Below are 26,785 nucleotides of genomic sequence, written 5' to 3'. Positions count from 1 at the left end.
CCCCCGCGACAAGGAAGCGACGGCCATGTCCAAGCTCTGGTTCAGCGAGTGGTGGTGCTTCCTGTCCGTCTGGGCGGCCGCTGTCGCGAGCCTGATCTTCCTCATCGTGTACTGCCTCCTGGAATTGCGCGCGCAGCGGATCACGGGACTGGACCTCACCCAGGGCATCTGCGTCTACCTGGACGATTCCGCCATCACCGACAGCTATCAAATGGGCCGTCACTCCGCGGCCCTCGTCCAGGCGGTCGAGCACCAGACCAACGGCGGCTACACGGTCAGCGCCGCCAGCCCGGACGGCACGCTGGGCTTCGAAAGGACCCGGGGGGAACAGCTGATCACCAACTACGTCCAGACCCACACCCCCATCGAGGTGATCGGAATCCTCGTCGACGCCATCGAGAAAGGGAACGGCATAGTCCACGCCAACCTCAAGACCAGCACGCTCCGCAAGAACCCGGCGCTCGTCAAACTGCTGAGCGATCTCGGCCAGTCCGATCCGCTGCCCAAGAGCACCCTGCTGAGCCACGTCGAGGACTACGTGCTGGTCAAGGGAAGATTCCGGCTGGCCGCCCGGACCTCCGAGGACCCGAGCGGCACCACCGTCTTCATCGCCTCCTACGCCGGCGTCGGTTCCGCCGTCCCCTCGGCCCGCGTCCGTCTGGCCTGCGCCAACGCGGGCCTGCGCCGGCACACTTCCGCCGGCGAGTTCTCCGGCAGCTGCCTGGGGAAGGTCAAGGGCTGGAACTCCGAGGACGGCGCCCTGGACATCCACCCGGTCGTCATCTTCCAGTAGCCAACGAAGGACCCGGCGACGGATCCCAGGCGCAGAACACTAGAAGGACGTCCAGGTGAAGGAGACCTGGTCGCCGGCGTTGAGCTTGAACTGGCAGCCGCCGACCGGAGTGGGGGTGCCGTTGACGGCGATGCTCCAGTACGCGGAGCCGCCGCCGCTGACGTTCTTTATGGTGTCGACGGAGAAGTCGTCGAACGACGCGTACCAGGTGCCGTCCCAGGCGAAGCCCTTCTTGTGGGCGGCGTCGTCGAGCGCGGCCGTCGGGGTGGGGACCTTGGACGGGTTGGCGCCGCCGTTGGTGCCGTCGCACTTGTGGGTGCCACCGGTCGCGGTGGTGACGTCGTGGCCCTTGGTCTTGACCTTGCCCTTGAACAGCAGTCCGTCGGGTCCCTGGACGGTGAGGTTCACCTTGACGGCCGCGTTCGTGTTCGGCTTCGGCTTGGCCTCGGCCACGGCCGGAGCGGTGGCGAGGGCGAGACCGAGGGCGAGCGTGGTGACCACCGAGCGGCGGACGAGGGTCTGGCGCATGGAGTGCCTTCCTGAGCGGATCTTCGGGTCTGCTCGCGCGAACCCTCCGACCCGCACCCGCGCACACCCCGTGCGGGCGTCCCTCAGGAGGGCGCACGGGGGTGCCGGGCCGGGCTGGGGCTTCGTACTGCAGACCATGACAGTGGGAAGCGGTGCACATCGCACCCCGGGTTCTCCGACTCACGGCGTTGCGGACGCCGTTCACGGTTGCAGGTCAGCGCCGGATTCCCACCGGCTTCCCCCAGTTGTGCATGCATTCGGTTGTGGCTCGGGCCGCAGTGGGCCGGAGCAGAACGCATCGTACGGCCTGGGGGGAGGGGAGCGGGAGCGAACCCCGGATTCGGGCCCGCCGTCAGCCGCGGCCGAGTCGGCGGGCTTCCGCCGGACTCACCGGCGCCCCCGCCCCGACCCCGTGCAGGACGTGCGCCAGTACCTCCGCGCCGCGTACGACGCGGGGGCCCGGGCGGTTGAAGTAGGCGGGCCCGTCCAGCACCCACACCTCGCCCGCGCGCACCGCGGGCAGCTCCTCCCACCCCGGCAGCGAGGTCAGCAGCTCCCGCTCGCGCAGGGTGCGTTCCGGGCCGAACCCGCAGGGCATGAGCAGGAGCACGTCCGGGCGGGCGGCCCGGACCGCCTCCCATTCCATCGGCCGGGTGTGCTCGCCCGGCGCGGCGATCAGCGCCTCACCGCCCGCGCACGCGATCTGCTCCGGCACCCAGTGCCCGGCCGGCCAGAGCGGATCGAGCCATTCGATCGCCACCACCTTGGGCCGCTGCCGCCCGGCCGTCCGCGCCCGTACGGCCTCCAGCCGCGCGGCGAGGGCGCGGCGCCGCTCCCGCGCGCGGTCCGCCACGCCGAGCAGCTCGCCCACCGTGACCAGGCAGTCCAGTACCTCGCCCAGCGTGCGCGGTTCCAGACTCAGCACGCGGGGCCCGCCGTCCCGGACGCGCACGGCCCGGCTCACCCCCGCGTAGGACACCGCGCAGACGTCGCACAGGTCCTGCGTCAGGACCACGTCGGGAGCCAGTGTGCCGAGGGCCTCGGTGTCGAGGGTGTAGAGCGAGGAGCCGCTGTGCGCGGCGCCGCCGACGGCATCGGAGATCTCCCTGCTGCTCAGGGTGTCCGCCGAGAACTCGGCCGAGGTCACCACGGGCACGCCGGCCACCGCCCGCGGCGGCCAGTCGCACTCGTGCGTACGGCCCACCAGATCGGCGGCCAGACCGAGCTCCGCCACGATGTCGGTGGCCGCGGGCAGCAGGGAGACGATGCGCATCCTCCGAGCCTAGGTGCGGTCCGGCCGATCGTGCTGAATAAAGCAGGTGCCCGAAGCTGACGGACCGTCGTACCTTGGCCTGATGATCGACTCATCCCCAGCTCAGACTGCCTCCGACATCGAGATCCGCCCCATCGGCGAGCACGAGATCACCACCTGGGACCGCGCCCTGATGCGCGGATACCTCAGCCCGCACGAGGGCGACGGCACGGAGGTGCGCCAGCGGCAGTTCGTTCCGGGCCGCTGGCTGGCGGCGGTGGACCATACGGCGGGCGGGGCCTTCGTCGGTACCTTCCGCAGCTACGACCTGGACCTGACCCTTCCGGGCGGAGCCGCCGTGCCGGTGCACGGGATCACCGGGGTGAGCGTGGCCGCCACCCACCGACGCCGCGGGCTGCTCAGCCGGATGATGAACGGCGACCTGGCCGCCGCCCGCGAGCGGGGCAGCGTGGCCGCCGTGCTCATAGCCTCCGAGTACCCGATCTACGGCCGCTTCGGATTCGGCCCGGCGACGCGGATGGCCGGGCTGACGGTCGACGTGCCGAGGTCGGGGGGCCTGCGGCCCGACCTGAGCACCCCGCTCGGCGGACGGATCGACTTCGCGACCCCGGAGGAGGTTCGCAAGCTCGGCCCCGAACTGTACGACCGCTGGCGGCTCACACAGCCCGGCGCACTGAGTCGACCGGCCGCCAACTGGGCGATGGACACGGGCGAGGTGGTGCTGCCCGCGCGTGGTTGGAAGGAGCCCTTCTTCGCCGTCCACCGCGATGCGACCGGGGTGGTCACCGGCCTGGCCGTCTACCGCGTGGACGACAAGTGGATCGGCATGACACCGGACTCCACCCTCAAGGTGATGGACTTCCTGGCCCTCGACCGGCCGACTGCCAACGCCCTGTGGCGGCTGCTCTTCTCGGTCGACTGGGTACAGCGCATCGAGGTTGAGGACATCGGCCCGGACGATCCGCTGCCGCTGCTGCTGGCCAACCCGCGCGCGGCCACTCCGCACGTCTCCCAGACGGACTTCACCTGGCTGCGGCTGCTCAACCTGCCCGCCGCCTTCGCCGCCCGCCGTCATGCCGGGCCCGGCCGAGTGGTGCTGGCCGTGACCGACCCGCGCGGCTGGACCAGTGGCAGTTGGCTGCTGGAAACGGCCTCGGACGGCACCGGCCGCTGCACCCCCACCGAGTCGCCCGCCGACCTCACCCTCGGCGTGAGCGAACTCAGCACCCTGTACCTGGGCACCGAGTCCGCCGGCCGCCTGCTAGCCGCCGGGCTGCTCGCCGAAAACACCCCGGGCGCGGCGGACCGCCTCGACCACCTGCTCCACACCCCGATGCGGGCCTGGAACACGCTCACCATCTAGCGGGCGAACGTCCACTTCGCGAGCCGGTCCACGATCTCCAGGACCGACCTGCGCGCGCTGGCGGAGATGAACGCGAAGACGAAGAACGACGGGCTGAGCTTGTGCTTCATGGTCTGGTGAAGAACGCGACCGAAGGCAAGGACGAGTGGGACGTACAAATCGAGAAGGGCAGCAAATTCAGGATGTGCGCCGGGAGCAAGAACCAGGGCAAGAACAGTTCGCACGCCAACATCTCGCCCCAGGAGCACGTGACTCACTGATGGACACCGCACCGGCTGATGCCTACGTCCGCATCCAGTGCAACCTGCCGGGAGTGGAGACCGCGGAGGAGGCCCTGCGGCTCTGTCTGCCCCTGGTCGCCGAGCTGTCGCCCCGCGAGGTCCAGTTCGAGGCGGCGCATCCGCACAGCCTACGGACCGGGTTCCTGGTGGGTCTGCTCACCGTGCTGCCACCGGCGCCCGCCACCCCGGCGGACCAGGAGGCCGCACTGCGCGCCGCCACCGACGGACTGATCACCCGGCTGGGGCTCGACCCCGCGGCGCTGCACGTCGACGCACAAACCCCGCACGCGGGGACCCTCAATGCGGACGAGGCTGACTGGGCCGCCGGCCGTACCGCCTACGGTACGTACTCCCTCTGCGCGCGGCTGGGTGCCGACCCGTTCCACGCACCCGAGGACGGCGACGAGTACGAGGTAGAGGACCTGGTCGCGGAAGGCCCCGTCGAACCCCTTGACGACCCCGAATCCCTCGCCGCACTGGCCCGGGACCTCTCCGGTGTCCACGTGTCGCTCACGGCACGGGCGGCGGGCGTGTCCCCGGACGCGGCCGTCCGACTCACCGAGGAACTGGGCGAGCGGATCGGTGCCCTCGCCCTGGGCTCCCACGGCGGGATCCAGCTCCAGCAGGAGCCCGATCATGCCGGGGACGGCTCGTCGGCCGTCGGGGCGTTGCTCGGCCCCGTGGACGTGGCGGCGCCCGAGGTGCTCGCCGCCGTGTCCGAGGCGCTGGAGGCGGAGGGATGGCAGCGGGTGCAGGGCCCTGCGGGCCCGCTGCTGTCGACCCTGTGGCAGCCGGGGGTCGCCTCCGGGACCGGGCTGACCGGTCTCGACCTGCACGTCGCCGAGGGCTGGACGCTGTTCCTGGCCGCCGCCGACGGCCAGTGATCCGCGGAGCTTTATGGTCCTGCTGGTGGTGGCGGGAGTGAGAGGCGATCGAGCTGACCGTCGAGATGGGCAATGACTTTTCGGAACTCGCGGGAACCGCGAGGGGACATGACCCGAAGCGCGGTGTCGAGGACAGCACGGGCCTGCAGGGGATTGCCGCAGCAGTACTCGTGCACGTCGCCGTGCTCGTAGTGGTGCCATAGCTCGCGCGCGGACCGGCGAACATGGTCCCTCCACATGCGCACGGCCCAGCCGATTTCTCCCGGCGCCAGGTAGTTGCGGGTGCGCTCAAGGCGGGCGATCTCGGACAGCACTCGAGGGGACAGCCCGTTGATGGCGGCCTTGGTGTCCTGCTCACCGAGCCGATGCGGGAGGCCGGCCCGGATCTGTCCTGGCCGGTTACGCGGCATGGACCTTTCGGTTTGTCATCATGCGGAACATGTTGCCATGGCCTCGAACGACGCGTCGAACGGGATAGCTCATTCTGGGAGCCGTTCGCGGAAGCGCCACACTTCCGGGAGGCCTTCTTCGCGTGCCTGACCGCTCGGCGTGACGAACTGTTCGAGCTCGCGGACGCATTGTTGTGCGCGGACGGGCCGGTGACGGCGCCGGTTGACCTGACGCTGCTGGCCGAGCACCGCCGCGGGCACGGCGCGCTGTACGACGCTCTCGAATCGGGCCGCCCCTCCTGGTGCCAGCTGCTGGACGCCGTCCGGCTCGACCCCGAGGACGACGTCGCCGAGCTCACCGCCCGCCAGGTCCGCCGGGTGGTCGAGGGCGATCCGGGCATCCTCATCGTCTTCGACGTCGGATACGACGCCCGCACATGGCCTACCTGCTCAACGGGCTCCCCATTGAGCTCCTGGGACGCATGTGCTCGGACCGTGCGCCCAAACCCACCAGGCCCGGTCCTGGCAGGCCACTCGGCTCGCAGAACCAGATGCCCGCCACCCGCTACGACGTGGGCAAAACCGTCCGGCGCCCAGATCGACGACAAGGGACGCACTGACTGGTGGGACTAGAGGGCCGGGGTCAGGGCCGGGCCCGTGTCAGCGGTCCGCGATCACCGGGTACGGGACGTGGGTGCGCAGGTCGGGATCGACGGAGAGGATTCCGCCGGCCGGGGGACGGGCCCGCTGGGCGCAGTCCCGCCGTTCGCAGATCCGGCAGCCCAGCCCGATGGGCGTGGTGGCGTGCGCGTCGTGCAGGGCGATGCCCTCCGCGTAGACCAGGCGCGGGGCGTGGCGCAGCTCGCAGCCCAGGGCGACGGCGAAGTCGGCCCGGGGCGCGTGGTGGCCGAAGCCCCCACGGGTGACCGTGCGGGCGATCCAGAAGTACTTCTTGCCGTCGGGCATCTCGGCGACTTGCGTGAGGATGCGGCCGGGGGAGGAAAAGGCTTCGTAGACGGTCCAGAGCGGGCAGGTGCCGCCCAGCCGGGAGAAGTGGAAGTCGGTGGCGGACTGGCGCTTGGAGATGTTGCCCGCCCGGTCGGCCCGAAGGAAGGAGAAGGGCACTCCCCGGTTCCCGGTGCGCTGGAGGGTGGACAGGCGGTGGCAGACGGTCTCGAAGCCGACTCCGAAGCGGGCCTGCAACAGTTCGATGTCGTACCGGAGCCGCTCGGCCGCCGCGTGGAAGGCGGTGTACGGCATGAGGAGCGCGCCCGCGAAGTAGTTGGCGAGCCCGATGCGGGCCAGGCCCTCCGCCTGTGGCGAGGACAGGTCCGCCGCGTCGACCAGTCCGGTCAGCAGGGGGCCCTGCTCCAACAGCGCGAGCTGCGTGGCCAGTTGGAAGGCGCGCTGTCCCTCGTTGAGCCAGGGGGAGAGCAGGAGCAGTCCGCTGTCGGGGTCAAAGCGCCGTGCGTCGGCGGAGGGTTCGGGGCCCGCCTGGAGCACTTTGATCCCGTGCCGGGTCGTGAGGCGGCCCGTGAGCGCGTCCGCGGCGCGGCCGACCCGGCCGAGGCCGAGTGCTCCGGCGGTCTGCTCGGCCTCCGTTTCTAGGGCGGCGAAGTGGTTGTGGTGGGCGTAGAAGAAGTCCCGCACCTCGTCGTGGGGTTCGGCCGGCAACAGGCCCGCGGTGTCCTCGGGGGAGGCCAGGGCGACGACCCGCTCGGAGGCGTCCCGGTAGCGCTGGTGGAGGGCGACGAGGGCGCGGGCCACCTCGGGGTGGTCGCGGGCCACATCGGCGATCTCGTCCCCCGGGACCGGGCTTCCGCACGCCTCGTCCCCGAGCGCCGCCCGCAGATCGGTGGCCAGACGTTCCTCTCCGGCCTCGGAGAAGAACTCCGGATCGACGCCGAAGACCTCGGCGATCCGCAGCAGCACCGGAGCGGTCAGCGGCCGCCGGCTGTGTTCGATCTGATTGAGGTAGCTGGTGGACAGACCCAGGGCGTGGGCCAGTTCGACCTGGTTCATGCCCCGCTCACGGCGAAGCCTGCGCAGTTTCGCGTGTGCGTAGATCTTCCGTCCGGCAGGCCGTCCCATGGGGATCCCGAGCTCCTCTCCACCCGTCCTCACCTGTGAAGTTAGCATCCGCACCATTCGCAGAATTCGCAGTTTCGCACGTGAGGCAGGGACGGATTACGCAGTGTGGAGCCGTCGCCCCGGCCCTCCGGGAGGGGAAGACTCACCTTCGAACGACGGCGCACCCACCGCCCCACCGTCCCACCGTCCCACCGCACGCTGCGAGGAGCCCCGTGATCGACCATCAGGTACGTGTACACCCCAGCGCCGACCGCCTGCCCCGCGAGGAGCAGCTCGCCTGGAAGCTGGCCGTCGTGGCCACCGGCACCCAGGACGCACCGGACCTCGATCCAGGGTCCGCGGCGACGGCGGTCGACCGGATCATCGACAACGCCTCGGTCGCCGTGGCCTCGTTGCGCCGCCGCCCGGTCGCCGTCGCCCGGGCCCAGGCCCTCAGCCACCGGACCCCCTCCGGCGCGTCGGTCTTCGGCGTCGCCGCCGGGACCCGCGTGTCGCCGGAGTGGGCGGCCTGGGCCAACGGCACGGCCGTGCGCGAGTTGGACTTCCACGACACCTACCTCGCCGCGGACTACTCCCACCCCGGGGACAACATCCCGCCCCTGCTGGCGGTGGCCCAGCGCACCGGGCGCTCGGGCGCGGACCTGCTGCGGGGCATCATCGCCGCCTACGAGGTCCACGTCGCCCTGGTCAAGGGCATCTGCCTGCACGCGCACCGCATCGACCACGTCGCCCACCTCGGCGCCGCGACGGCGTGCGGCATCGGAGCGATGCTGCGGCTGGACACCGAGGTCGTGTACCAGGCGGTGCAGCAGGCGGTGCACACCACCACCTCGACCCGGCAGTCGCGCAAGGGCGAGATCTCCAGCTGGAAGGCGTTCGCACCGGCCTTCGCCGGCAAGGCCGCCGTGGAAGCGGTGGACCGGGCCATGCGCGGCGAGGGATCCCCCTCGCCGATCTACGAGGGGGAGGACGGCTTCCTCGCCTGGATGCTGGACGGCCCGGACGCCTCGTACACCGTGTCGCTGCCCGGGCCCGGCGAGGCGCGCCGCGCGATCCTCGACACGTACACGAAGGAACACTCCGCCGAGTACCAGGCGCAGGCGGTCATCGACCTCGCCCGCACCCTGCGCGAGAAGGCCGGCCCGCTGGAGAAGGTCCGCTCGATCGTCCTGCACACGAGCCACCACACCCACCACGTCATCGGCTCCGGTTCCGGCGACCCGCAGAAGTACGATCCGGCCGCCGGCCGCGAGACCCTCGACCACTCGGTGCCGTACGTCTTCGCCGTCGCCCTCGAGGACGGCGGCTGGCACCACGAGCGCTCCTACGCCCCCGAGCGCGCGGGGCGGCCCGCCACCGTCGAGCTGTGGCGGAAGATCTCCACCGCCGAGGACCCCGAATGGACCCGGCGGTACCACGACCCGGACCCGTCCCGTCGGGCCTTCGGCGGCCGCGCCGTGATCACCTTCGAGGACGGCTCCGTCATCGAGGACCAGCTCGCCGTCGCCGACGCGCACCCCGCCGGAGCCCGCCCGTTCGACCGGGCCGGCTACACCGCCAAGTTCCGCACGCTGACCGAGGGGATCGTCACCGGAGCGGCCCAGGACCACTTCCTGCAGGCCGCGGACCGGCTGGCGGAGCTGGGCACCGCAGGCCTTGCCGACCTCTTCCCCACCGTCGACACCAACGCCGTCGCCGCGGCCGACGCACGGCTCCCGAAGGGCCTGCTCTGATGCTCCACACCCGCACCACGCCCGCGTCCCGCCGCCGCACCTTCCGCGAACGGCTCGCCTCCGGGCGGCTGCTGAGGATCCCGGGCGCGATCAACCCGTACTCGGCCCGGCTCGTCCAGGAGGCGGGGTTCGACGCCGTGTACCTTTCGGGGGCCGTGCTCGCCGCCGACCTGGGCCTGCCCGACATCGGTCTGACCACCTCCACCGAGATCGCCGCCCGCGCCCAGCAGTTCACCCGCGTCACCGACCTGCCCGCCCTCATCGACGCCGACACCGGCTTCGGCGAGCCGATGAACGCCGCCCGCACCCTCCAGCTCATGGAGGACGCGGGGCTGGCCGGACTCCACCTGGAGGACCAGGTCAACCCCAAGCGGTGCGGCCACCTCGACGGCAAGGGCGTCGTGGCGCGCGCGGAGATGGCACGCCGGGTCCGCGCCGCCGCCGACGCCCGCCGCGACCCCGACTTCCTCCTCATGGCCCGTACCGACGCCCGCGCCGTCGAAGGCCTGGCCGCCGCGATCGACCGGGCCAAGGCGTACGTGGACGCGGGCGCCGACGCCGTCTTTCCCGAAGCGCTCGCGGACGAGGCCGAGTTCGAGGCCTTCCGCAAGGCCGTCGACGTCCCCCTCCTCGCGAACATGACGGAATTCGGCAAGAGCAGGCTGCTCGACGCACGCACGCTGGAGAACCTCGGATACAACATCGCGCTGTACCCCGTCACCCTCTTCCGCCTCGCCATGGGCGCGGTCGAGGACGGCCTGCGCACCCTCGCCGCCGAGGGCACCCAGGAGTCGCTGCTGCCCCGCATGCAGACCCGCTCCCGCCTCTACGGGGTGCTCGGCTACGAGGACTACGCCGCCTTCGACTCGACCGTCGCCGACTTCACGCTCCCGCCCGGCAACTGACCGACCACCCGCACCGGAGGCCACCCATGACCGCCACCACGCCCGAGATCCACCGCGGTCTCACTGGTGTCGTCGTCGACACCACCGCCATCTCCACCGTCATCCAGGAGACCAACTCCCTCACCTACCGCGGGTACCCGGTCCAGGACCTGGCCGCCCGCTGTTCCTTCGAGGAGGTCGCCCACCTCCTCTGGTACGGCGACCTCCCGGACGCGGACCAACTGCGCGAGTTCCGGGCCCGCGAGCGCGCCCTGCGACCCCTGGACCGGACCACCGCCGAACTGCTCGCCCGGCTGCCCGAGACCTGCCACCCGATGGACGTGCTGCGCACCGCCGTCAGCGTCTTCGGCTCGCAGGACCCCACGGAGGACGACGGCAGCACGGAGGCCAACCGCACCAAGTCCCTCGCGCTGCTGGCGAAGCTGCCGGTCGTGGTCGCGGCGGACCACCGCAGGCGCCGCGGACTCGCCGCCCTCCAGCCGGACCCCTCGCTCGGATATGCGGAGAACTTCTTCCGGATGTGCTTCGGAACGGTGCCGGCCCCCGAGGTCGTCCGGTGCTTCGAAATCTCGCTCATCCTCTACGCGGAGCACAGCTTCAACGCCTCCACCTTCACCGCGCGAGTGGTCACCTCCACCCTCTCCGACCTCTACAGCGCGGTCACCGCGGCCATCGGCGCCCTCAAGGGCCCGCTCCACGGCGGGGCCAACGAGGCCGTGATGCACATGCTGGGCGAGATCGGCGACCCGGAGCGGGCAGGGGAGTGGCTGGACGGGGCGCTCGCCGCCCGCAGGAAGATCATGGGCTTCGGGCACCGCGTCTACAAGAACGGAGACTCCCGGGTGCCGATCATGCAGGAGGCCACCGACCGACTCGTCGCCCGCGCCGCGGACCCCGACGCGACCCGGCTCGCCACCCTGCACGCCTCGCTCCGGCACGCCATGATCAGCCGCAAGGGGATCCACCCGAACCTCGACTATCCCGCCGGGCTGGCGTACCACCTGATGGGGTTCGACGTCCCGACCTTCACCCCGCTGTTCGTGATGAGCCGGATCACCGGCTGGACGGCCCACATCACCGAACAGTTGGAGCACAACGCCCTGATCCGTCCTCTCGGCTCCTACACCGGCCCCTCCCAGCGCCCCCTCCCGGCCCGCGGTTGAGGGCGGCTCCCGGGAGCCGCCCCCGGGAGCCGCCCCCGGGAGCCGCCCTGGGGAGCCGCCCGGGCAACGTGTCAGGAACCGCGGCGCCAGGGGATCTCGGCCCACACCTGCTTGCCGCTGCTGAGCGGCACCGAGCCCCAGGCCGTCGCCGTCGCCTCGACGATGAGCAGCCCGCGACCACCGGTCGACTCCCAGCTCACCCAGACCGGTTTCACGGGGCTGCGCGGCGACGCGTCGTTCACGGCGATCCGCAGCCGGTCCGCCGACAGGGTCAGGTCCATCCCCACCTCGCCCTGGGTGTGCGCAATGGCGTTGGTGACCAGCTCGGACACGACCAGCAGGGCTTCGTCGAGTTCCTCCACCACCCCCCAGGACCGCAGGGTGCGCGCGGTGAAGCGGCGCGCGTGCAGGACCGCGTTGGGCACCCGCCACACCGTCCAGTGGCTCCGCATCGGCCGGTCCCCCTGGCCGTCGTAGCGCAACACCAGCAACGCCACGTCGTCGTCGCGCCGGCCCACGCCGATGACCAGCTCGTCGGCGATCCCTCCGACATCGACCGGGTCGGCCACCGCGAGCACGTCGCACACCCGCCGTACGCCCTCCTCCAGGGGCAGTCTGGCCGACTCGACCAGGCCGTCGGTGAGCAGCACGAGCAGGGTGCCGGGGACCAGCCCCGCCTCGGTCATGGGGAATTCCGCTTCCGCGAGCACACCCAGCGGAGGACCGCCCTCGACCACCATCTCCTCGGCGACGCCGTCGGGATAACGCAAGATCGGCGGCAGGTGGCCGGCCCGGACGACCCTGGCGATGCCCTCCTCCATGTCCAGGTCCACGTACCCGCAGGTGGCGAACAGGTCCGTCTCCATGCCGGCGAGCAGCCGGTTGGCCCGCGCGACCACCACATCGGGAGGGTGTCCCTCCACCGCGTAGGCCCTGACCGCCGTACGCATCTGGCCCATGATGGTGGCGGCTCCCGCGCTGTGGCCCTGTACGTCTCCGATGACGAAGGCCACGTGACCGTCACGGAGCGGAATGACGTCGTACCAGTCGCCGCCGACCTCGAGTCCGGCGGTCGCGGGCAGGTAGCGGGCGACCGCGACCCCGCCCGGCAGCTCCGGGAGCTTGCGGGGCAGCAGACTGCGCTGGAGCATGGTGGCCAGTTCGTGGCCCGCGTCCAGGGCGTGGGCGCGCACCAGCGCCTGCCCCACCAGCCCCGCGGTCGCGGTCAGCAGCGACCGTTCCTCCGGCCCGAACCGGTGCTCCGCGTCCCACCCCACCAGACACACCCCGACCAACCGGCCGTCGGCGGGCAGCGGCAGCACCGCGAGACCACCGGGCCCGACGTCCAGCAGGCCGGGTTCCAGCGCCGCCCCCGGCGGCCACAGGCTCATGTGCCCGCCGCGCAGCGCGCTCTGCAGGGTGGGCAGGTCGCTCAGCGCCACGTCGGGCCATTCGGACCGCCACTCCGAGCGCCAGACCTCGGGCCAGGCATCGGGTTCCGGAGGATCGAGGGCGGTGACGATCAGCCGTTCGGGCTCCAGCTCGCCGACCGCTACTCGGGAGGCGCCGAGCGGCTCGCGCAGGGCTGCGACCACCAGCCGGCTGACCTCCCGGATGGTCGCCGCTCCTGCCAGGGTGGCCGACAGCCGCTGGACGAGGGAAACCTCGTCGGCACTCGGGCGCAGGTACGTGGCATCGGCCACCACACCCAGGACGCGCCGCGGCGTACCGTCCGGGTCCACCTCCACGCGGCAGCGCAGCCCCAGCCAGCGCAGCTCGCCGTTCGGGCGGCGGATGCGGAACGCCAGCTGCTGTCCGGCGGCGGCCAGCCGGTTCGGCTCCACGATCGCCATCAGGGCGGGCATGTCGTCGGGCACGGCGCAGGCGAGCACGGTCTCCACCTGCCCGTCGAACTGCCCGGGCGGTAGACCGAGCAGTTCCAGCACGTGCGCGTCGGCCTCCATACGGCCGGTGGCCAGCTCCAGGATGAACGCGCCGCCCTGGTCGGGCACCAGCGACTGGCTCAGATGGGCCTGTGGGGACTTGCGTCCGGCGAAGCGTCCGGCTACTGATTCGAGTCCCGTGGCCACCTGGTCGGCGTAGAGCTCCAGGAGGCTGCGGTCGTCCGCGCTGAATCCGTTCCCGGTCTGCCCGGCGACGATCAGACATCCGAGCTCCTGGTCGTCGTACCCCAGCGGTAGCGCGCCCAGGGAGATCCGAGCGGGGGAGTTGGGGGCGCCGTCCCGCACCCGGGTGGGGAAGTGGTGGGGGTCCTCCTCGATGAACGTGGCGAGTTCCTTGGGGGCTAGCCACAGGGGACGGCCGGAGCGGAAGGCGTTGGCGGCGGGCGAATGGCCGGCCACGGCGAGGATGGCCGGCAGTCCGTAGAGGACGCCCCGGTTTCCGGTCAGCTCGGCGAGATGGAGCTCCCTGCCCTGGTCGGCGACGACGTAGACAGCGGCGAGCTCGGCCCCGCAGAACGAGAAGCGATGACCGTTCACTGTCCGTATCACCTCCTCCCGGGGCATCGAGCTCGCCGTCCTTCCTCCATGCTGTCGCGTCCCGGACCGTCCGGGCGAGTCCGGGGCGCTACGCCGGACCTCCGGCCGGCCGCTGCACCTCGTCCGCGCCCCGGTCCACGACGACGACGGCCGCATCGTCGGCGAGGCGGTCATGGGTGTGGCGGAGCAAGGCCCGGTGCAGGCCCTCCAGGAACGCCTGCCGGCTGTGGTCGCGCATGTCCACCATGGCTTCGGCCAGGTCGAAGAAGGCCTTGTCCGGGTCGCGGGCCTCGATGACACCGTCGGTGTACAGCAGCAGCCGGTCCCCCGGCGCGAACGGATAGCGGTCCGCCCGCCCGGGAGGACCGCTGACGAATTCCTCCAGGCCGAGCGGCGGCAGCGGGGTGGTGGGCATCAGGGGCCGGACCGCGCCGTCGCACAGCAGCAGCGGGGGCGGATGGCCCCGGTTGATCACGTCGATGTGCGGGCCGTCGGGGATCTGGGCCACGAGCGCGGTGACGAACCCCTCCAGGAGCGCGTCCGCGTTGCCGGCGCCCGAGACGTAGGCATCCCGCAGCAGGGCCGCCTCGCAGCGGTCGACGACCTCCATCAGGTCGTCCTCGTAGTGGACGGCCTCCCGGAAGGCGCCCAGCACGATCGCGGCGGCCCGTACGGCGGGCAGCCCCTTGCCCCGGACGTCCCCGACGATCATCCGGACCCCGTACCGGGTCTGGACCACGTCGTAAAGATCGCCGCCGATCTGGGCGCCCGTCTCGGCCGCCAGGTACATGCTGGCCGCCCGTACGGAGCCCAGCCGGCCCGGCACCGGCCGCAGCACGACCGCCTGGGCGGTCGTGGCGATCCGGCGGACCTGGTTGAGCTCGTTCTCCGTGCGCGTGCGCGCCGAGTGGCTGGTCAGGAAGCTCGCCACCGAGACCAGGAACAGGGCCAGGAAGTTGGTGTAGACCTGCTGGCTTCCCCAGGCGCCGTTGTAGCTGGCGGTGGCAACGCTGACACCGACGGCCACCCCCGCAGCCGCGAGCGTGCCCTTGGGGCCCATCGTCACGGCCGCCAGAGCGGGTGTCGCGACCAACAGGGGGCCGGTGTAGAGGACGTGCAGGGGCGTGAACTCGACGAGCAGCACCAGCAGGGCGATCGCGAAGGGCACGCACTCCGCCAAGACGAAGAGGACCTGGTGGTGGCCGTCGGCTCGCGGTCCATGGGGCGAGCGCACGGGCGCTCTCATGAGTACAGACTGCCCCGCCCGCACCCGTGGCCGCCACTCCGGTGCACCGCGACCGTGGCCCTCCGGCGTGATCACCACGAAGTCGGCGACCCCCGAACGGACCGTGCTCGGCGGGAGCCGGACCGGCTGCACCACGGTGATCCGCGTGGGGGTGAGGGCGAGCGGGCGGACGACCCGGGCGAGGCCGTGCTCGTACGTCCGCGCCCGCCCGCGGGCCGCCTCGAGTCCTGCGCAGGCCCGCGAGCCCGGGTGCGGTGCGCGCGGTCACGGGCTCCGGCGGCGGCGCAGGACGGCTGCCCCGGTCAGGGCCGCCACCGCGGCGAGGAACGCGGCCGACAAGCCGTAGACCACCGGCGTCTCCACGTCGATCCCGTCCGGGGTGACGGCGCGCGCGGCGACGGTGCGCGGTGTCGCGGGCGGCGCCGCGGGCGGCGGCGGGGGGTCGAGCGATCCGACCGGATCCACCCGGCCCGCCGCGGCGAATCCCCAGTCCAGCAGGGACCGGGCTTCCTCGTACACGGCGTTCGCGCCGCCCCACTGGGGGTTCATCACCGTTGCCAGCAGCGTGCGACCGTCCCGACGGGCGGCTGCGATCAGGGTGAAGCCCGCCTGGGAGGTGTAGCCGTTCTTCACACCGATGATCCCCGGGTACCGGCCCGTCCCGTCCTGACCGGTCACCAGTCGGTTGGTGTTCTCGATTCCGTACGTCCAGGTGGGACTGCCGTCGGCGTTGGTGCCGCCGGGGAAGCGGGCGTCGGCGGTCGCCGCGTACTCGGCGAAGGCGGGGTCGGCGAGGCCCGTACGGCCGAAGACGGCGAGATCGTAGGCCGAGGAAGCCTGGCCGTCCGCGTCGAAACCGTCCGGGGAGACGACGGTGGTGTCCCGCGCACCGAGGGCGCGTGCCTTGGCCTGCATCTGCGCGGACGTGACGTCCCAGCCGCCGTTCATCGCGGCCAGCACGTGCACGGCGTCGTTGCCCGAGCTGAGGAAGACGCCCCGCCACAGGTCAGCCACCCGGTAGGTGTGATCTGCGGACAGACCCACCGTGCTGCTCCCCTCCGGTACCTCGTCCAGCTCGGCCTCGGTTACCGTGTGCCGGCCCGAACCGGGCAGGTGGGGCAGTGCGGTGAGGGCGAAGAGCGTCTTGAGGGTGCTGGCCGGTGGCAGCCGGCGGTGTGCGTCGTGGGCCGCGAGCACCGCACCCGTACCGGCGTCCGCCACCAGCCACGACAGGGCGGACACGTCGTCCGGCAGTGCGGGCGCCCCCTGCCGCGCCCGTACGTGGGTCCCGGCGCGGTGCAACAGCGAGGCGTCGACGGCAGGGGCGGGTCGCGGTGGCAGCGGCTCCGCCCGCGCGGTGCCGGCGGCCGTCGGCACGAGGAGGACCGATGCACCGATGGCGAGGGCCGCGGCGCCCGCGCCGGCCCTGCGTCCAGAGGATCTGATGCTCATTCATCCAGCGTAGAAACGCATCGGGCCGCGCGCAGCGAGGCGTACGCCGACCGGTGGTAGGCCGGGGTGCGGACGCGGGGCCGACGAGGGCGCTCCGACCCCGTCGCGTTCCGGGCGGTGCACCGGCAGGACGCCGAAGTGTCCGGCAGCATCCGGTCGGCCGCCGCTGACCGGCCGTGCGCCGCAACCCGGTCGTCCGTCGACCGGGTTGCGGGCGCGGCCGGCCGGGCCGGCCGGCCCGGATCAGACGATGTCTTCGGCGATCTCCGCCTGCTCGCGGGCGTTGCCGTAGGCCGACGGGGTGCCGTACGAGCGGCGGGCGACGTACCACCAGACGCTGGCCAGGAGCAGGACCACCGCGAGGGCGATCACGGCGTAGTTCATCGTGTCGATGGTGACGGGGGACTTCTGGGGCAGACAGAACAGGACGGTGACGAGCGCCACCCACACGACTGCGGTCCAGCCGATCGGCTTGCTCCAGCGGCCCAGGTTCCAGGGGCCGGGCTCGAAGCGGTTGCCGGCACGCAGGCGCAGGTAGATCGGGATGGCGTAGGCCGGGGTGATGCCGATGACGTTGATGGCGGTCACGGCCCCGTAGGCGGTGGCGGAGTGCAGGGAGGGGAGGGTCAGTACGGCCGCGACGGCGACGGAGAGCCATACGGCGGGCACCGGCGTCTGGGTCCGGCCGCTGACCTTGCGCCACAGGGCGGATCCGGGGAGCGCGTTGTCCCGGCTGAACGCGAAGACCATCCGGCTCGCGGCGGCGACCTCGGCGTTGCCGCAGAAGAGCTGCGCGACGATGACGACGAGGAGCAGGGCGGTGGCCCCGCCGGAGCCCAGCGCGTCGATGAAGATCTGGGCGGGCGGGACGCCGGTGGCGCTGTTCTGGACGGCCGCGTAGTCCTGGATGGCGAAGGTGAGGCCGGCGAGCAGGGCGAAACCGGCGATCCAGGAGACCCAGATGGCCCGGACGATGCCCTTCGCGGCGGAGACGGAGGCGTTGCTGGTCTCTTCCGAGAGGTGCGCGGAGGCGTCGTATCCGGAGAAGGTGTACTGGGCGAGCAGCAGGCCGACCGCCGCCACGTAGAACGGGTTGGCCCAGCCGGTGTCGTTGACGAACTCGGTGAAGACGAACGACGCCGACTGGTGGTTGTCGGGGATGAAGGCCAGGGCGCCGACGATCACCGCGACGCCGCCCAGGTGCCACCAGACGCTGATGGAGTTGAGCACGCTGACGAGGCGGACCCCGAAGAGGTTGAGCGCGGCGTGCAGCAGCAGGATGCACAGGAAGATCAGGAACGTGGATCCGGGCGTGGGCACGAACCCGAAGCGGAGGTTGAGGAAGGCGCCGGTGAACAGGGCCGCACCGTAGTCGATGCCGGCGATGGCGCCTAGCAGGCCGAGCAGGTTGAGCCAGCCCGTGTACCAGCCCCAGCGGCGTCCGCCGAGCCGGTCCGCCATGTAGTAGAGCGCGCCGGAGGTGGGGTAGGCGCTCGTGACCTCGGCCAGGGCGAGACCCACGCAGAGCACGAAGAGGCCCACGCCGGCCCAGCCCCACAGCATCACGGCCGGGCCGCCGGAGCCCATGCCGAACCCGTACAGCGTCATGCAGCCGGAGAGGACGGATATGACGGAGAAGCTGATGGCGAAGTTGCCGAAGCCGCCCATCCGGCGCGCGAGGACGGGCTGGTAGCCGAGTTCCCGCAGGCGCTGTTCCTCGTCCTGCTGGGGTGGGGCCTTGCGGTCCTGGCGGGCTGCCCATTCGGTTCTGGACACGGCGGTACCTCCGGGGGTCTGTGAAGCACGGGGACGGTGGAGCCTGGGGGTGCGGGTGGAGCTCGGGCGTGCGGGTGGAGCCTGGGGTGCGGGTGAGGCTTGGGTGGTGCGGGTGGAGAGAGGGGTCGGCGCCGTGGGGGAGGGCGGCGGGGGTCAGTTCCGGCCGGCCAGGCTGCGGGACCTGGCCTGCAGGAACACCTCCTCGGCCAGGGCGCGGTCGGCCGGGTCGCGGGTCCGGTGCGCCCACGGCAGGGTGGTCCAGTACGGGCCGATGGTGTCGAACACCCGGGCCGCCTCGTCGAACTGGAGGGCCCCCCACAGGGCATGGGCGAGCTGGTTCAGATCGAGCGGGGAGGCGTGCGGCAGATCGGCGTGGTGGAACCAGGTGTCCATGGCGTGGAGGGCGTCGCGGACGGCGTCCTCGGCGACCCAGTGCAGGTCGAGCGCCTTCTCCTGGCCGCGTTCGCGACGGTAGCGCTCGACCCGTACGTAGAGCGGCAGGACGTGTACGGGCGATCCCGGCGGGGCGGCGCTGGCGGCCCAGTGGACGAAGTTGGCGGCCTCGGAGAGCGGTCCGGGCGCGCCCGCGTACACGAACTGGAGCATGCGGTGGTAGGCCTCGCGGTTGTGCGGGTCGCGCTTGTCGACCTCCGCGAGGATGCCCCAGGGGCCGGGGGGCAGCATCGGGGCGGGTGGCGCGATCCGGTGCTCGGCCATCTGCCGCTGTTCGTCGAGGAGGGCGAGGGCGAGCAGGCAGACCCAGGGCACGGGGTCGGCGGGGTTGATGCGGGCGGCCTCACGGCAGGTCGACCAGGCTTCCTGCCACAGCTCGCCGGTGCGGGCGTGTCCGGCGCGGTGGGCGCGAACGGCCCGTTCGACGCAGACGCGCGTGTGCATCACGAGTGCGGCGACGCTGTTCGGTTGCTCGGCCCGCCAGGCCTGGACCACGTCGGATCCGGCGGACACGGCGGCGAGCACCTGCGTTCGCTGAGTCCACAGGCCCCAGTTGTCGGTGCGCTCCAGTAAGCGCGCCATGGAGACCCAGCGGCCGGTGCGCAGGTCCTGGGCGGCGGAACGCAGCTCCTTGTCGTGGCCGGCCGGGTGGTAGACGGGCCGGAAATCGCTGCCCGCCATCACCTCGTCCCGGTCGACGGGCGGCGGCCCGGGCGGGCGCGTTCTACGGTGGTCGTGATCATCAGTCCTCGGATCGCATGGAAGGTGGGTCCATCCGGCCGCCGACTGCCGTGGTGCAGCCGTGCCCGGTGCCAGGGATGCGTGAACCATGCGAGAACTGTCCGTCGAACCCCCGCCGTTGACCCACGGTCGATGTCGCTGCCCGTTGATCGGCGATCACTATATGGCGATCAGGAGCATACGCATCCAGTTCTATGTTCGAACGTAAGTATCAAGCCACGATCCTCATATGAGGATGCGTCAGTGACGGACGGCGGCCTCGGACGGATCTTGACGGGCGGCGTCGGCCGGTGCAGGCTTCCGGCGGACGTTCGATCAAGGCGACACCAGGGACGGAGTGGTGATGACGGGCCCGGTGCTCGCTGTCGATCAAGGCACCTCGGGGACCAAGGCGCTGGTCGTCTGTCCGGTGCGCGGGGTCATCGGATCCGGATCCGCCGCAGTACGGCCCCGCTACCTGCCGGGCGGCCGGGTCGAGGTCACCCCCGGCGAACTACTGGACTCGGTCGTCGACGCCGGACGCGCCGCGCTGGCGGCGGCGGGCGAGCCGGTGGTGGCGGTGGGCCTCGCCAACCAGGGCGAGACCGTCCTGGCCTGGGACCCGGCCACCGGCGAACCACTGACCGACGCGATCGTCTGGCAGGACCGGCGCGCCGAAGGGCTCTGCACCGAACTGGCCCCCCACGCGGCCTCTTTGCGGGAGGCGACCGGCCTGCCGCTCGACCCGTACTTCGCCGCCCCCAAGATGGCCTGGATACGCCGCCACCTGACCCGGCGCGGAGTCGTGACGACCAGCGACGTATGGCTGGTGCACCGCCTCACCGGCGCGTTCGTCACCGACGCGGCGACCGCCGGCCGCACCCAGCTGCTCGACCTCGACACCACCCGCTGGTCGGACGCGGCACTCGACGCCTTCGGCCTCGCGGGGGAGCGGCTGCCGGAGGTCGTCGACGCGGACACCCGCGTCGGCACCACCACCGCGTTCGGTCCCGAGCTGCCGCTGACGGGGCTGCTCGTGGACCAGCAGGCCGCACTGCTCGCCCAGAGCGTCACCGAAGCCGGTACCGCCAAGTGCACCTACGGCACGGGCGCGTTCCTCCTGGCGCAGACCGGCCCGCGCCCCCTGCGCAGCACCTCCGGGCTGGTCGGCTGCGTGGCCTGGCGGCTCGCCGGCCGGACCAGCTACTGCCTGGACGGGCAGGTGTACACGGCCGCCTCCGCCGTGCGCTGGCTCACCGATCTCGGAGTGATCTCCGGCGCCGCCGACATCGACACCGTGGGCGGGCGCGTTCCGGACGCCGGCGGCGTCACCTTCGTCCCCGCGCTCGCCGGGCTCGCCGCCCCGTGGTGGCGGGGCGACCTGCGGGGCTCGGTCACCGGTCTGGGTCTCGACACCACCGCCGGGCACCTGGTGCGCGCCCTGTGCGACGGCGTCGCCGCCCAGGTGGCGGAGCTCGCGGACGCGGTCGCGGCCGACCTGGGCGCCCCGCTCGCCGCCCTGCGCGTCGACGGCGGGCTGACCCGGTCCGCGCTGCTCATGCAGGCCCAGGCCGACCTCCTCGGGATCCCCGTGGAGGTCTCGGCGCTGCCGGACGTCACCGCGCTCGGCGTCGGCGCCGTCGCCCGGCTCGGGCTCGATCCCTCGCTCACCGTCGCCGAGGCCGTCCCGCAGTGGAAGCCGTCCGCCGTCTACGAGCCGCGGGCCGACGCGGCGGAGGCGACGGAGCGCCGCGCACGCTTCCGCGCGGCGGTCTCGGCCCTGCTCGGCGACGCACCGGCATGACCGTCTCCACCACCGCCACCACCGTCACGACCGGCGGCGCCCTGCCCGGCGGGGAGTACGACGTGACGGTCGTCGGTGCCGGCGTGGTGGGTGCGGCGATCGCCCGCGAACTGGCCCGGCTCCCGCTGCGGATCGCGCTGGTGGACGCCTCCGACGACGTCGGTGACGGCACCTCGAAGGCCAACACCGCCATCCTGCACACCGGTTTCGACGCGGTGCCCGATTCCCTGGAGTCCCGGCTCGTCCGGGAGGGCCACCGACTGCTCTCCGCGTACGCCGCCGAGAGCGGCATCCCGGTGGAGCCGCTCGGGGCGCTCCTCGTCGCCTGGGACGAGGAACAGGCGGCCGCACTACCGGGGCTCGCGGACAAGGCCGAACGCAACGGCTACCGCGCGGCCCGGATCATCGCGGCCGAGGAGGTGCGGGCCCGAGAGCCGGAGCTCGGCCCCGGGGCGCTGGGCGGCCTCCACGTGCCGGGGGAGTCCATCATCTGCCCCTGGACGACCACGCTCGCGTACGCCACGCAGGCCGTGCGCGCGGGCGTCGACCTCCACCTCAACTGCCGCGTCCAGAAGGTCACGTCGGGCGCAACGCACACCCTGGCCACGAGCCGGGGCCCGCTGCGCACCCGGCACCTGGTCAACGCGGCCGGTCTGTACGCCGACGAGATCGACCGGCTCCTCGGTCACGCGGACTTCGCCGTGACGCCCCGGCGCGGCCAACTCATCGTCTTCGACGAGCTCGCCCGCGACCTCGTACGGCACGTCCTGCTGCCCGTACCGAGCGCCCTCGGGAAGGGGGTGCTGGTGTCGCCGACGGTGTACGGGAACGTGATGCTCGGGCCGACCGCCGAGGACCTGGACGACAAGACGGACACCGGATCGACCGCCGAGGGGCTTGCCCTGCTGCGGGAGAAGGGCCGACGGATCCTGCCGGCCCTCCTGGAGGAGGAGGTCACGGCCGTCTACGCCGGCCTGCGGGCCGCCACCGGCGACGACGACTACGCGATCCGGGCCCACCCCGCGCAGCGGTACGTCACCGTGGGCGGGATCCGTTCGACGGGACTGACGGCCTCGATGGCGATCGCCGCCCACGTCGTGGAACTGCTCGCCGACGGCGGCCTGCCCGTGGCGGGGGCCCGGGAGCTGGAGCCGGTGCGGATGCCGAACCTGGGCGAGGCGTTCCTCAGGCCCTACCGCGATGCCGAGTTGATCGCACGGGACCCGGAGTACGGCCGGATCGTCTGCCACTGCGAGCGCGTGACGCGCGGGGAGATCCGCGACGCGCTGGCCTCGACCGTCCCGCCCGGTTCGCCGGACGGCCTGCGGCGGCGCACGCGCGCGCGGGGCGGCCGCTGCCAGGGCTTCCACTGCGGGGCCGCCGTCCGCTCGCTGTTCGAGGAGGCCCGCACGTGAGCCGTGACCGCACGGTCGACGTCCTGGTCGTCGGCGCCGGTCCCGCCGGGCTGGCCCTCGCCGCCCGCCTCGCGGGCGCGGGCGCGGGCCACGTCGAGGTCCTGGAGCGCGAGCAGGACGCGGGCGGAGTGCCGCGACACTGCCACCACGGCGGCTTCGGGGGGCCCGTACGCCCCTGGCTCACCGGACCGGCGTACGCGCGGCGCGCCGTGCGGGCGGCGACGGCGGCCGGGGCGACGGTCCGTACCGGTGTCAGCGCCACCGGCTGGGCCGGCCCGCTGACCTTGGAGACCACGAGCCCGGCGGGCCCGGAGCGGATCACGGCCCGGGCCGTCGTCCTCGCCACGGGCGCCCGCGAGCGCCCGCGCAGCGCCCGGCTGGTGCCCGGCTCCCGGCCGGCGGGCGTGCTGACCACCGGGGAGCTACAGCAGTCGGTCCACCTGTACGGACAGGACGTCGGCCGCAGGGCCGTCGTGGTGGGCGCCGAGCCGGTGGCCCGGCACGCCGTACGCACCCTGCGCCGGGCGGGAACGGAGGTGGTGGCCGTGGTCACGGAGCGCCCCCGTGCCGCCGCCGTGCCGGGAGTACCGCTGCTCACGGCCACGACGGTGGCCGAACTGCGCGGCCGGGGACGCCTGTCGGGCGTGGCCGTGCGCCACGAGGACGGCCGCTGCGGGGTCCTGGCGTGCGACACGGTGGTCTTCACCGGCGACTGGATCCCCGACCACGAGTTGGCGCGCCGCGGTGGCGTGGCCCTGGACCCGGGCACCCGCGGTCCTTCCGTGGACGCGTCCTTCCGTACGTCGACGGCGGGGGTGTTCGCGGTCGGCAACGCCCTGCACGGCGTCGAACCCGCTGCCACCGCGGCCGCGGAGGGTGAGGCTGCCGCGGCCCCGATCCTCGCCCGACTGTCGGGTGCACCGTGGCCGGATGCCGGTCCGCCGCTGGCCGTCCGGGCCCCGTTGCTGTGGGTGGCACCGAACCGGCTCAAGGACCTCGGGGGGCGGCCGATGCTGCTGCGGTCCGATGAGCCGCTGACCGCCCCGGTGCTGACGGCGGCCCAGGACGGCCGGCTCCTGTGGCGGCGGCGGTTCCCGGTCCGGGCGACGCCGTCGCGGTCGATGAGGCTGCCGGCGGGGTGGACGGACCGGGTCGACCGGTCGGGCGGCCCGGTCGTGCTGGCCGTCGGCTGACGGCCGCGCTCCCGGGCACGGAGGACGACGCCGGGCGCGCCGTCGACTACTTTCCGTGAATGTTTCGGATACTCTGTGTCACGACTCCCGTCGCTCACAACGTCACCTACGGGGCTGCGCCCCGTCAGGAGGTACCGACGTGCCGTTCTCCGCCCCCGGACTGGCCGACGACCTGACCCCCGATCTCCTGGACCACTGGAACAAGGAGATCGACCGCCAGTTCAGGCGCCTCGAGCCTGAACTGGGGAGCCAGTACTTCACCCTGGAGCCCGACGGTCCGACCGTCGACCGGGTGGCCGTCACTTGGTTCGGCAATCCGGCGGAGCCGGAGTTCTGCTTCGACGCCGCCACGGCCTGCACGCTGTCCGACTGGGGCGTGCGCGGCCGCCGCGCCCTGCACAACGAGTACTGCGAGTACGCGGTCATCAGCGCGACCGACACCGAGGGACGGATCCGCCCCAAGCGGGTGCAGGTCACCACCGAGCTCCCCGAGTACTACCTGATGCTCGCCGAGCACGCCCCGGCCCGCCTGCGGGAAATCCTCACCGGGACGCTCGGCACCGAACCCCGCTGGCAGGAACTCTACGGACCCGCCGTCGCGGACCCGCAGCTGCTCGCCCCGACCCAGCGCCGCGTGGCCTTCGCCCGCCACCTGACCGGCCACGGACAGCACACCGACCTGATCGACGCCGACGTCCCGGCCGAACCGGCGGGCTCCCTCAACGCGGTCAACGCCCTGTTCATGGCCCACCCCATCAACGGGCTGGACGACCTGATCTACATCGTGATGTTCGGCGCGAAGCCCTACGCCCGCCGGAACTCCGCGGGCGGCTTCGAACCGGCCGGACGGGACCAGATCTTCCGCCAGCAGCCCGGGCTCGAAGCCCTGTCCTGCCGCCACGCCGACCCGGCCGCCGCGCTGGCCGCGGCGGACGCCGCCTTCCACGGCCGGACCGTGTCCTTCGCCGACCCACTGGGCATGTACATCCAGCAGTTCACCTCCGAGGTCTTCCTCTTCGAGGGCGGCCCCGTCCCGGACCCGTGGATCCGGCTGGGCCGCGGCCAACAGGGGCTGACCCAGCGGCTGGAGTTCGGACCGGCTGACGACGACCCGCACTTCCTCGACGAGATCACCGTGGTGGAGGGCGATGCGGAGGAACCCCTGACCGGTGGCTACGAGGTCGTGCGCCAGGTACAGGTAGGCCCGATCGTCGCGCTCGGCGCACCGAGGCCCGTACCGCCCCGCGACTTCGTGGTCCTCGCCGACTCGCCCGGGCCCGTCCGCTGCCGGGACGCGCGCGTGTGCACCGACACCGTGGGGCCGCTTAAGGAAGCCTTCGAGGCCGAGGCCCTGCGACCCGCAGCCCCGGGCAGCCGCCCCCGGGGCGGGAGATGAGCGTCCTCCAGGACGGGATCTACCACGGGCCCGGCCGGCGCCCACCCGGCCATCTCGCGCTCGTCTTCCTGCGGGCCGACCCGGAGGCCGACGCCGCGGCCGTCGACGACGCGCTGCGCGAGGTGACCACGTTGCTGCGCGGCCTCGCCGACGGCGTCGTGCCGGAACTGCCGGGCCACCCGGTGCCGAGCGCCGGCCTGGAGTTCCTGCTCGGCTTCGGCCCGAAGGCGTTCGACATCGCCGGCGCGAAACTGCCCTGCCCGGCCGCACTCGGCCCGCGGCTGCGGTTCCGCTCGCCCCGCCCCACCGGCGGCGGGCCGCTGCTGGTCGGCGGGGGCCTGTCCTACGCGGCGGACGTCACCCGCAACGACGCCACGGAGGAGTTCTGCCTGCAGCTCACCGCGGACACCCAGCTCGCGGTCTCGCGCGCCGTGGTGGAGCTGTGGAAGCTGCTGCGCGGCGCGCGCACCGGCGACTCGCGGACGGCCACGCTGGAGATCGCGGGCATCCACACCGGATTCCAGCGCGACGACCGGCGCAGCTGGATCGGCTTCCACGACGGCGTGTCCAACCTGGAGAGCGCCGACCGGGAACGGGTCATCAGCATCGGAGCGGCCGACGCGGGCCCGGACCCGTGGACGATCGGCGGTACCTGCCTGGTCTTCGCCCGCCTCGCCGTCGACCTCGACCAGTGGCACCTCCTGCCGCGCGCGCAGCAGGAGCTCCTCGTCGGCCGGGACAAGCTCACCGGAGCCCCGCTCACCGGACGTGATGCCGACGGACGGCCCGTACCGGCCGCGGGCTGTCCGGTGACCGGAACCACCGAGGTGACGCAACCGGGCAACGAGGACTTCCTGGAGCCGGGGCCCACCGCCGATCCGGTGCTGCTCACCAGCCATGTGCGGCGGTCCAATCTGACCGGCACCGCCGACCCCGACCAGAGCGGCTCGCTGCGGGTGTTCCGGCAGGGGTACGAGTTCTTCGAACCGGTCGCGGCCGCCCCCGGCTTCCGGGCCGGGCTGAACTTCGTCGGCTTCCAGGACAGCCCCGAACGGGTGCTGCGCATCCTCACCCAGCGCGGCTGGCTGGGTGGCGTCAACTTCGGCGGGCAGCCCGGTCCGGACGGACCGGCCGGGCGGCTGCTGACGGTACGGGCGGCAGGTACGTATCTGGTCCCGCCCGTTCGGGACGGAGCCCCCTATCCCGGGGCCGAAGCGTTCGGCTGAACGACCGCCCACGCGCCGCCCTGGCAGTGCGCGACCACCGACCCGCGGGCCATTGGGACGTTCCGCTTCGCCCGCACCGGCCGGTTCGAGCGGACCTCTGTGCCAACGACCGCCTCCATCAGGAAGGTTCGCTTCCGGGTTGGTCCGCTGGACTATTGACCAGAGGCCATGTCGTGTCCGGGGAAGGGGTTTTGTAGATC

General features: G+C 72.6%; 20 protein-coding genes and 1 pseudogene. 13 read left to right on the top strand and 8 right to left on the bottom strand.

What is annotated here, in order from left to right:
* Positions 1 to 25: 25 nt before the first annotated feature.
* Entirely contained in the window at positions 26 to 793 is a 768-nt protein-coding gene (locus tag OG207_RS03940) for a hypothetical protein (RefSeq protein WP_329095909.1), read from the top strand.
* Between the two features lie 39 nt (positions 794 to 832).
* On the opposite strand, the gene OG207_RS03935 is transcribed toward OG207_RS03940, so the two are convergent.
* Both OG207_RS03935 and OG207_RS03930 read right to left on the bottom strand, forming a co-directional pair.
* Positions 833 to 1,321: a DUF4430 domain-containing protein gene (locus OG207_RS03935; RefSeq protein WP_329095907.1), complete on the bottom strand. Its 489-nt coding sequence runs from the start codon at positions 1,319 to 1,321 to the stop codon at positions 833 to 835.
* Between the two features lie 352 nt (positions 1,322 to 1,673).
* Positions 1,674 to 2,594: a cobalamin-binding protein gene (locus tag OG207_RS03930; protein WP_329095905.1), complete on the bottom strand. Its 921-nt coding sequence runs from the start codon at positions 2,592 to 2,594 to the stop codon at positions 1,674 to 1,676.
* Positions 2,595 to 2,676: 82 nt separating this feature from the next.
* On the opposite strand from OG207_RS03930, the gene OG207_RS03925 reads away from it, so the two are divergent.
* The 4 genes and pseudogenes from OG207_RS03925 to OG207_RS03910 all read left to right on the top strand — a co-directional run.
* Entirely contained in the window at positions 2,677 to 3,957 is a 1,281-nt protein-coding gene (locus tag OG207_RS03925; protein ID WP_329095904.1) for a GNAT family N-acetyltransferase, read from the top strand.
* 116 nt (positions 3,958 to 4,073) lie between these two features.
* Positions 4,074 to 4,217 carry a hypothetical protein gene (locus OG207_RS03920; RefSeq protein WP_329095903.1) on the top strand — a complete coding sequence of 48 codons (144 nt, stop codon included), beginning with the start codon at positions 4,074 to 4,076 and terminating at the stop codon, positions 4,215 to 4,217.
* Positions 4,217 to 5,122, top strand: a complete 906-nt coding sequence (locus OG207_RS03915; RefSeq protein ID WP_329095902.1) for a hypothetical protein — start codon at positions 4,217 to 4,219, stop codon at positions 5,120 to 5,122. Before OG207_RS03920 ends, OG207_RS03915 begins: the two co-directional genes overlap by 1 nt.
* A 536-nt stretch (positions 5,123 to 5,658) precedes the next feature.
* Positions 5,659 to 6,035 (top strand): annotated as a pseudogene (locus tag OG207_RS03910) (NF041680 family putative transposase); the annotation flags it as partial.
* Between the two features lie 136 nt (positions 6,036 to 6,171).
* Here the strand turns inward: OG207_RS03910 and OG207_RS03905 are convergent.
* Positions 6,172 to 7,602, bottom strand: a complete 1,431-nt coding sequence (locus OG207_RS03905; RefSeq protein WP_329095900.1) for a short-chain fatty acyl-CoA regulator family protein — start codon at positions 7,600 to 7,602, stop codon at positions 6,172 to 6,174.
* A 212-nt stretch (positions 7,603 to 7,814) separates the two neighbouring features.
* Here OG207_RS03905 and OG207_RS03900 point away from each other — a divergent pair, with 212 nt between their 5' ends.
* From OG207_RS03900 to OG207_RS03890, 3 genes are read left to right on the top strand one after another with little or no spacing between them, the layout of a single operon-like run.
* Positions 7,815 to 9,335, top strand: a complete 1,521-nt coding sequence (locus tag OG207_RS03900; protein ID WP_329095898.1) for an MmgE/PrpD family protein — start codon at positions 7,815 to 7,817, stop codon at positions 9,333 to 9,335.
* Positions 9,335 to 10,240 carry a methylisocitrate lyase gene (gene prpB, locus OG207_RS03895; protein WP_329095896.1) on the top strand — a complete coding sequence of 302 codons (906 nt, stop codon included), beginning with the start codon at positions 9,335 to 9,337 and terminating at the stop codon, positions 10,238 to 10,240. The genes OG207_RS03900 and prpB overlap by 1 nt, the downstream gene beginning before the upstream one ends.
* Before the next feature lie 26 nt (positions 10,241 to 10,266).
* Positions 10,267 to 11,403, top strand: coding sequence for a bifunctional 2-methylcitrate synthase/citrate synthase (locus OG207_RS03890; protein WP_329095895.1), 1,137 nt, complete (start codon positions 10,267 to 10,269; stop codon positions 11,401 to 11,403).
* Positions 11,404 to 11,474: 71 nt separating this feature from the next.
* On the opposite strand, the gene OG207_RS03885 is transcribed toward OG207_RS03890, so the two are convergent.
* The 5 genes from OG207_RS03885 to OG207_RS03865 form a co-directional block, all read right to left on the bottom strand.
* Positions 11,475 to 13,904 (bottom strand): SpoIIE family protein phosphatase, encoded by a 2,430-nt coding sequence (locus tag OG207_RS03885; RefSeq protein ID WP_329095893.1) that lies wholly within the window; start codon positions 13,902 to 13,904, stop codon positions 11,475 to 11,477.
* 88 nt (positions 13,905 to 13,992) lie between these two features.
* Complete coding sequence (locus OG207_RS03880) at positions 13,993 to 15,150, bottom strand: PP2C family protein-serine/threonine phosphatase (protein WP_329095891.1); 1,158 nt, start codon at positions 15,148 to 15,150, stop codon at positions 13,993 to 13,995.
* A gap of 264 nt (positions 15,151 to 15,414) precedes the next feature.
* Positions 15,415 to 16,602: a D-alanyl-D-alanine carboxypeptidase family protein gene (locus OG207_RS03875; protein ID WP_329095889.1), complete on the bottom strand. Its 1,188-nt coding sequence runs from the start codon at positions 16,600 to 16,602 to the stop codon at positions 15,415 to 15,417.
* Positions 16,603 to 16,845: 243 nt separating this feature from the next.
* A complete protein-coding gene (locus OG207_RS03870; RefSeq protein WP_329107425.1) occupies positions 16,846 to 18,270 on the bottom strand; it encodes an amino acid permease in 1,425 nt (474 codons plus the stop codon).
* 261 nt (positions 18,271 to 18,531) lie between these two features.
* Entirely contained in the window at positions 18,532 to 19,512 is a 981-nt protein-coding gene (locus OG207_RS03865; RefSeq protein ID WP_329095887.1) for a hypothetical protein, read from the bottom strand.
* A gap of 403 nt (positions 19,513 to 19,915) precedes the next feature.
* Between OG207_RS03865 and OG207_RS03860 the strand changes: the two genes are divergently transcribed.
* The 5 genes from OG207_RS03860 (at position 19,916) to OG207_RS03840 (ending at position 26,585) form a co-directional block, all read left to right on the top strand.
* Complete coding sequence (locus OG207_RS03860) at positions 19,916 to 21,355, top strand: FGGY family carbohydrate kinase (protein ID WP_329095885.1); 1,440 nt, start codon at positions 19,916 to 19,918, stop codon at positions 21,353 to 21,355.
* The gene (locus OG207_RS03855; RefSeq protein ID WP_329095883.1) at positions 21,352 to 22,770 is read left to right on the top strand and encodes an FAD-dependent oxidoreductase; all 1,419 of its coding nucleotides are present in this window, start codon (positions 21,352 to 21,354) and stop codon (positions 22,768 to 22,770) included. Before OG207_RS03860 ends, OG207_RS03855 begins: the two co-directional genes overlap by 4 nt.
* Positions 22,767 to 23,963 (top strand): NAD(P)/FAD-dependent oxidoreductase, encoded by a 1,197-nt coding sequence (locus tag OG207_RS03850; protein ID WP_329095881.1) that lies wholly within the window; start codon positions 22,767 to 22,769, stop codon positions 23,961 to 23,963. Before OG207_RS03855 ends, OG207_RS03850 begins: the two co-directional genes overlap by 4 nt.
* Positions 23,964 to 24,102: 139 nt before the next feature.
* Entirely contained in the window at positions 24,103 to 25,359 is a 1,257-nt protein-coding gene (locus tag OG207_RS03845) for a hypothetical protein (RefSeq protein WP_329095879.1), read from the top strand.
* On the top strand, positions 25,356 to 26,585 hold the full coding sequence (locus tag OG207_RS03840) for a Dyp-type peroxidase (RefSeq protein WP_329095877.1): 1,230 nt from the start codon (positions 25,356 to 25,358) through the stop codon (positions 26,583 to 26,585). Before OG207_RS03845 ends, OG207_RS03840 begins: the two co-directional genes overlap by 4 nt.
* The last annotated feature ends 200 nt before the right edge of the window (positions 26,586 to 26,785 follow it).

The sequence above is a fragment of the Streptomyces sp. NBC_01439 genome (assembly GCF_036227605.1).
Classification (GTDB): Bacteria; Actinomycetota; Actinomycetes; order Streptomycetales; family Streptomycetaceae; genus Streptomyces.
The sequence above is the reverse complement of the archived record's forward strand: the minus strand, read 5'-3'. Positions and strand labels throughout refer to the sequence as shown.

Bases quoted from the DNA above. Each gene is read 5' to 3' on its own strand.
- OG207_RS03940 (WP_329095909.1), top strand. From the start codon at position 26: ATGTCCAAGCTCTGGTTCAGCGAGTGGTGGTGCTTCCTGTCCGTCTGG.
- OG207_RS03935 (WP_329095907.1), bottom strand. From the start codon at position 1,321: ATGCGCCAGACCCTCGTCCGCCGCTCGGTGGTCACCACGCTCGCCCTC.
- OG207_RS03930 (WP_329095905.1), bottom strand. From the start codon at position 2,594: ATGCGCATCGTCTCCCTGCTGCCCGCGGCCACCGACATCGTGGCGGAG.
- OG207_RS03925 (WP_329095904.1), top strand. From the start codon at position 2,677: ATGATCGACTCATCCCCAGCTCAGACTGCCTCCGACATCGAGATCCGC.
- OG207_RS03915 (WP_329095902.1), top strand. From the start codon at position 4,217: ATGGACACCGCACCGGCTGATGCCTACGTCCGCATCCAGTGCAACCTG.
- OG207_RS03905 (WP_329095900.1), bottom strand. From the start codon at position 7,602: ATGGGACGGCCTGCCGGACGGAAGATCTACGCACACGCGAAACTGCGC.
- prpB (WP_329095896.1), top strand. From the start codon at position 9,335: ATGCTCCACACCCGCACCACGCCCGCGTCCCGCCGCCGCACCTTCCGC.
- OG207_RS03890 (WP_329095895.1), top strand. From the start codon at position 10,267: ATGACCGCCACCACGCCCGAGATCCACCGCGGTCTCACTGGTGTCGTC.
- OG207_RS03880 (WP_329095891.1), bottom strand. From the start codon at position 15,150: ATGAGAGCGCCCGTGCGCTCGCCCCATGGACCGCGAGCCGACGGCCAC.
- OG207_RS03875 (WP_329095889.1), bottom strand. From the start codon at position 16,602: ATGAGCATCAGATCCTCTGGACGCAGGGCCGGCGCGGGCGCCGCGGCC.
- OG207_RS03870 (WP_329107425.1), bottom strand. From the start codon at position 18,270: ATGGGCGGCTTCGGCAACTTCGCCATCAGCTTCTCCGTCATATCCGTC.
- OG207_RS03865 (WP_329095887.1), bottom strand. From the start codon at position 19,512: ATGGCGGGCAGCGATTTCCGGCCCGTCTACCACCCGGCCGGCCACGAC.
- OG207_RS03860 (WP_329095885.1), top strand. From the start codon at position 19,916: ATGACGGGCCCGGTGCTCGCTGTCGATCAAGGCACCTCGGGGACCAAG.
- OG207_RS03855 (WP_329095883.1), top strand. From the start codon at position 21,352: ATGACCGTCTCCACCACCGCCACCACCGTCACGACCGGCGGCGCCCTG.
- OG207_RS03840 (WP_329095877.1), top strand. From the start codon at position 25,356: ATGAGCGTCCTCCAGGACGGGATCTACCACGGGCCCGGCCGGCGCCCA.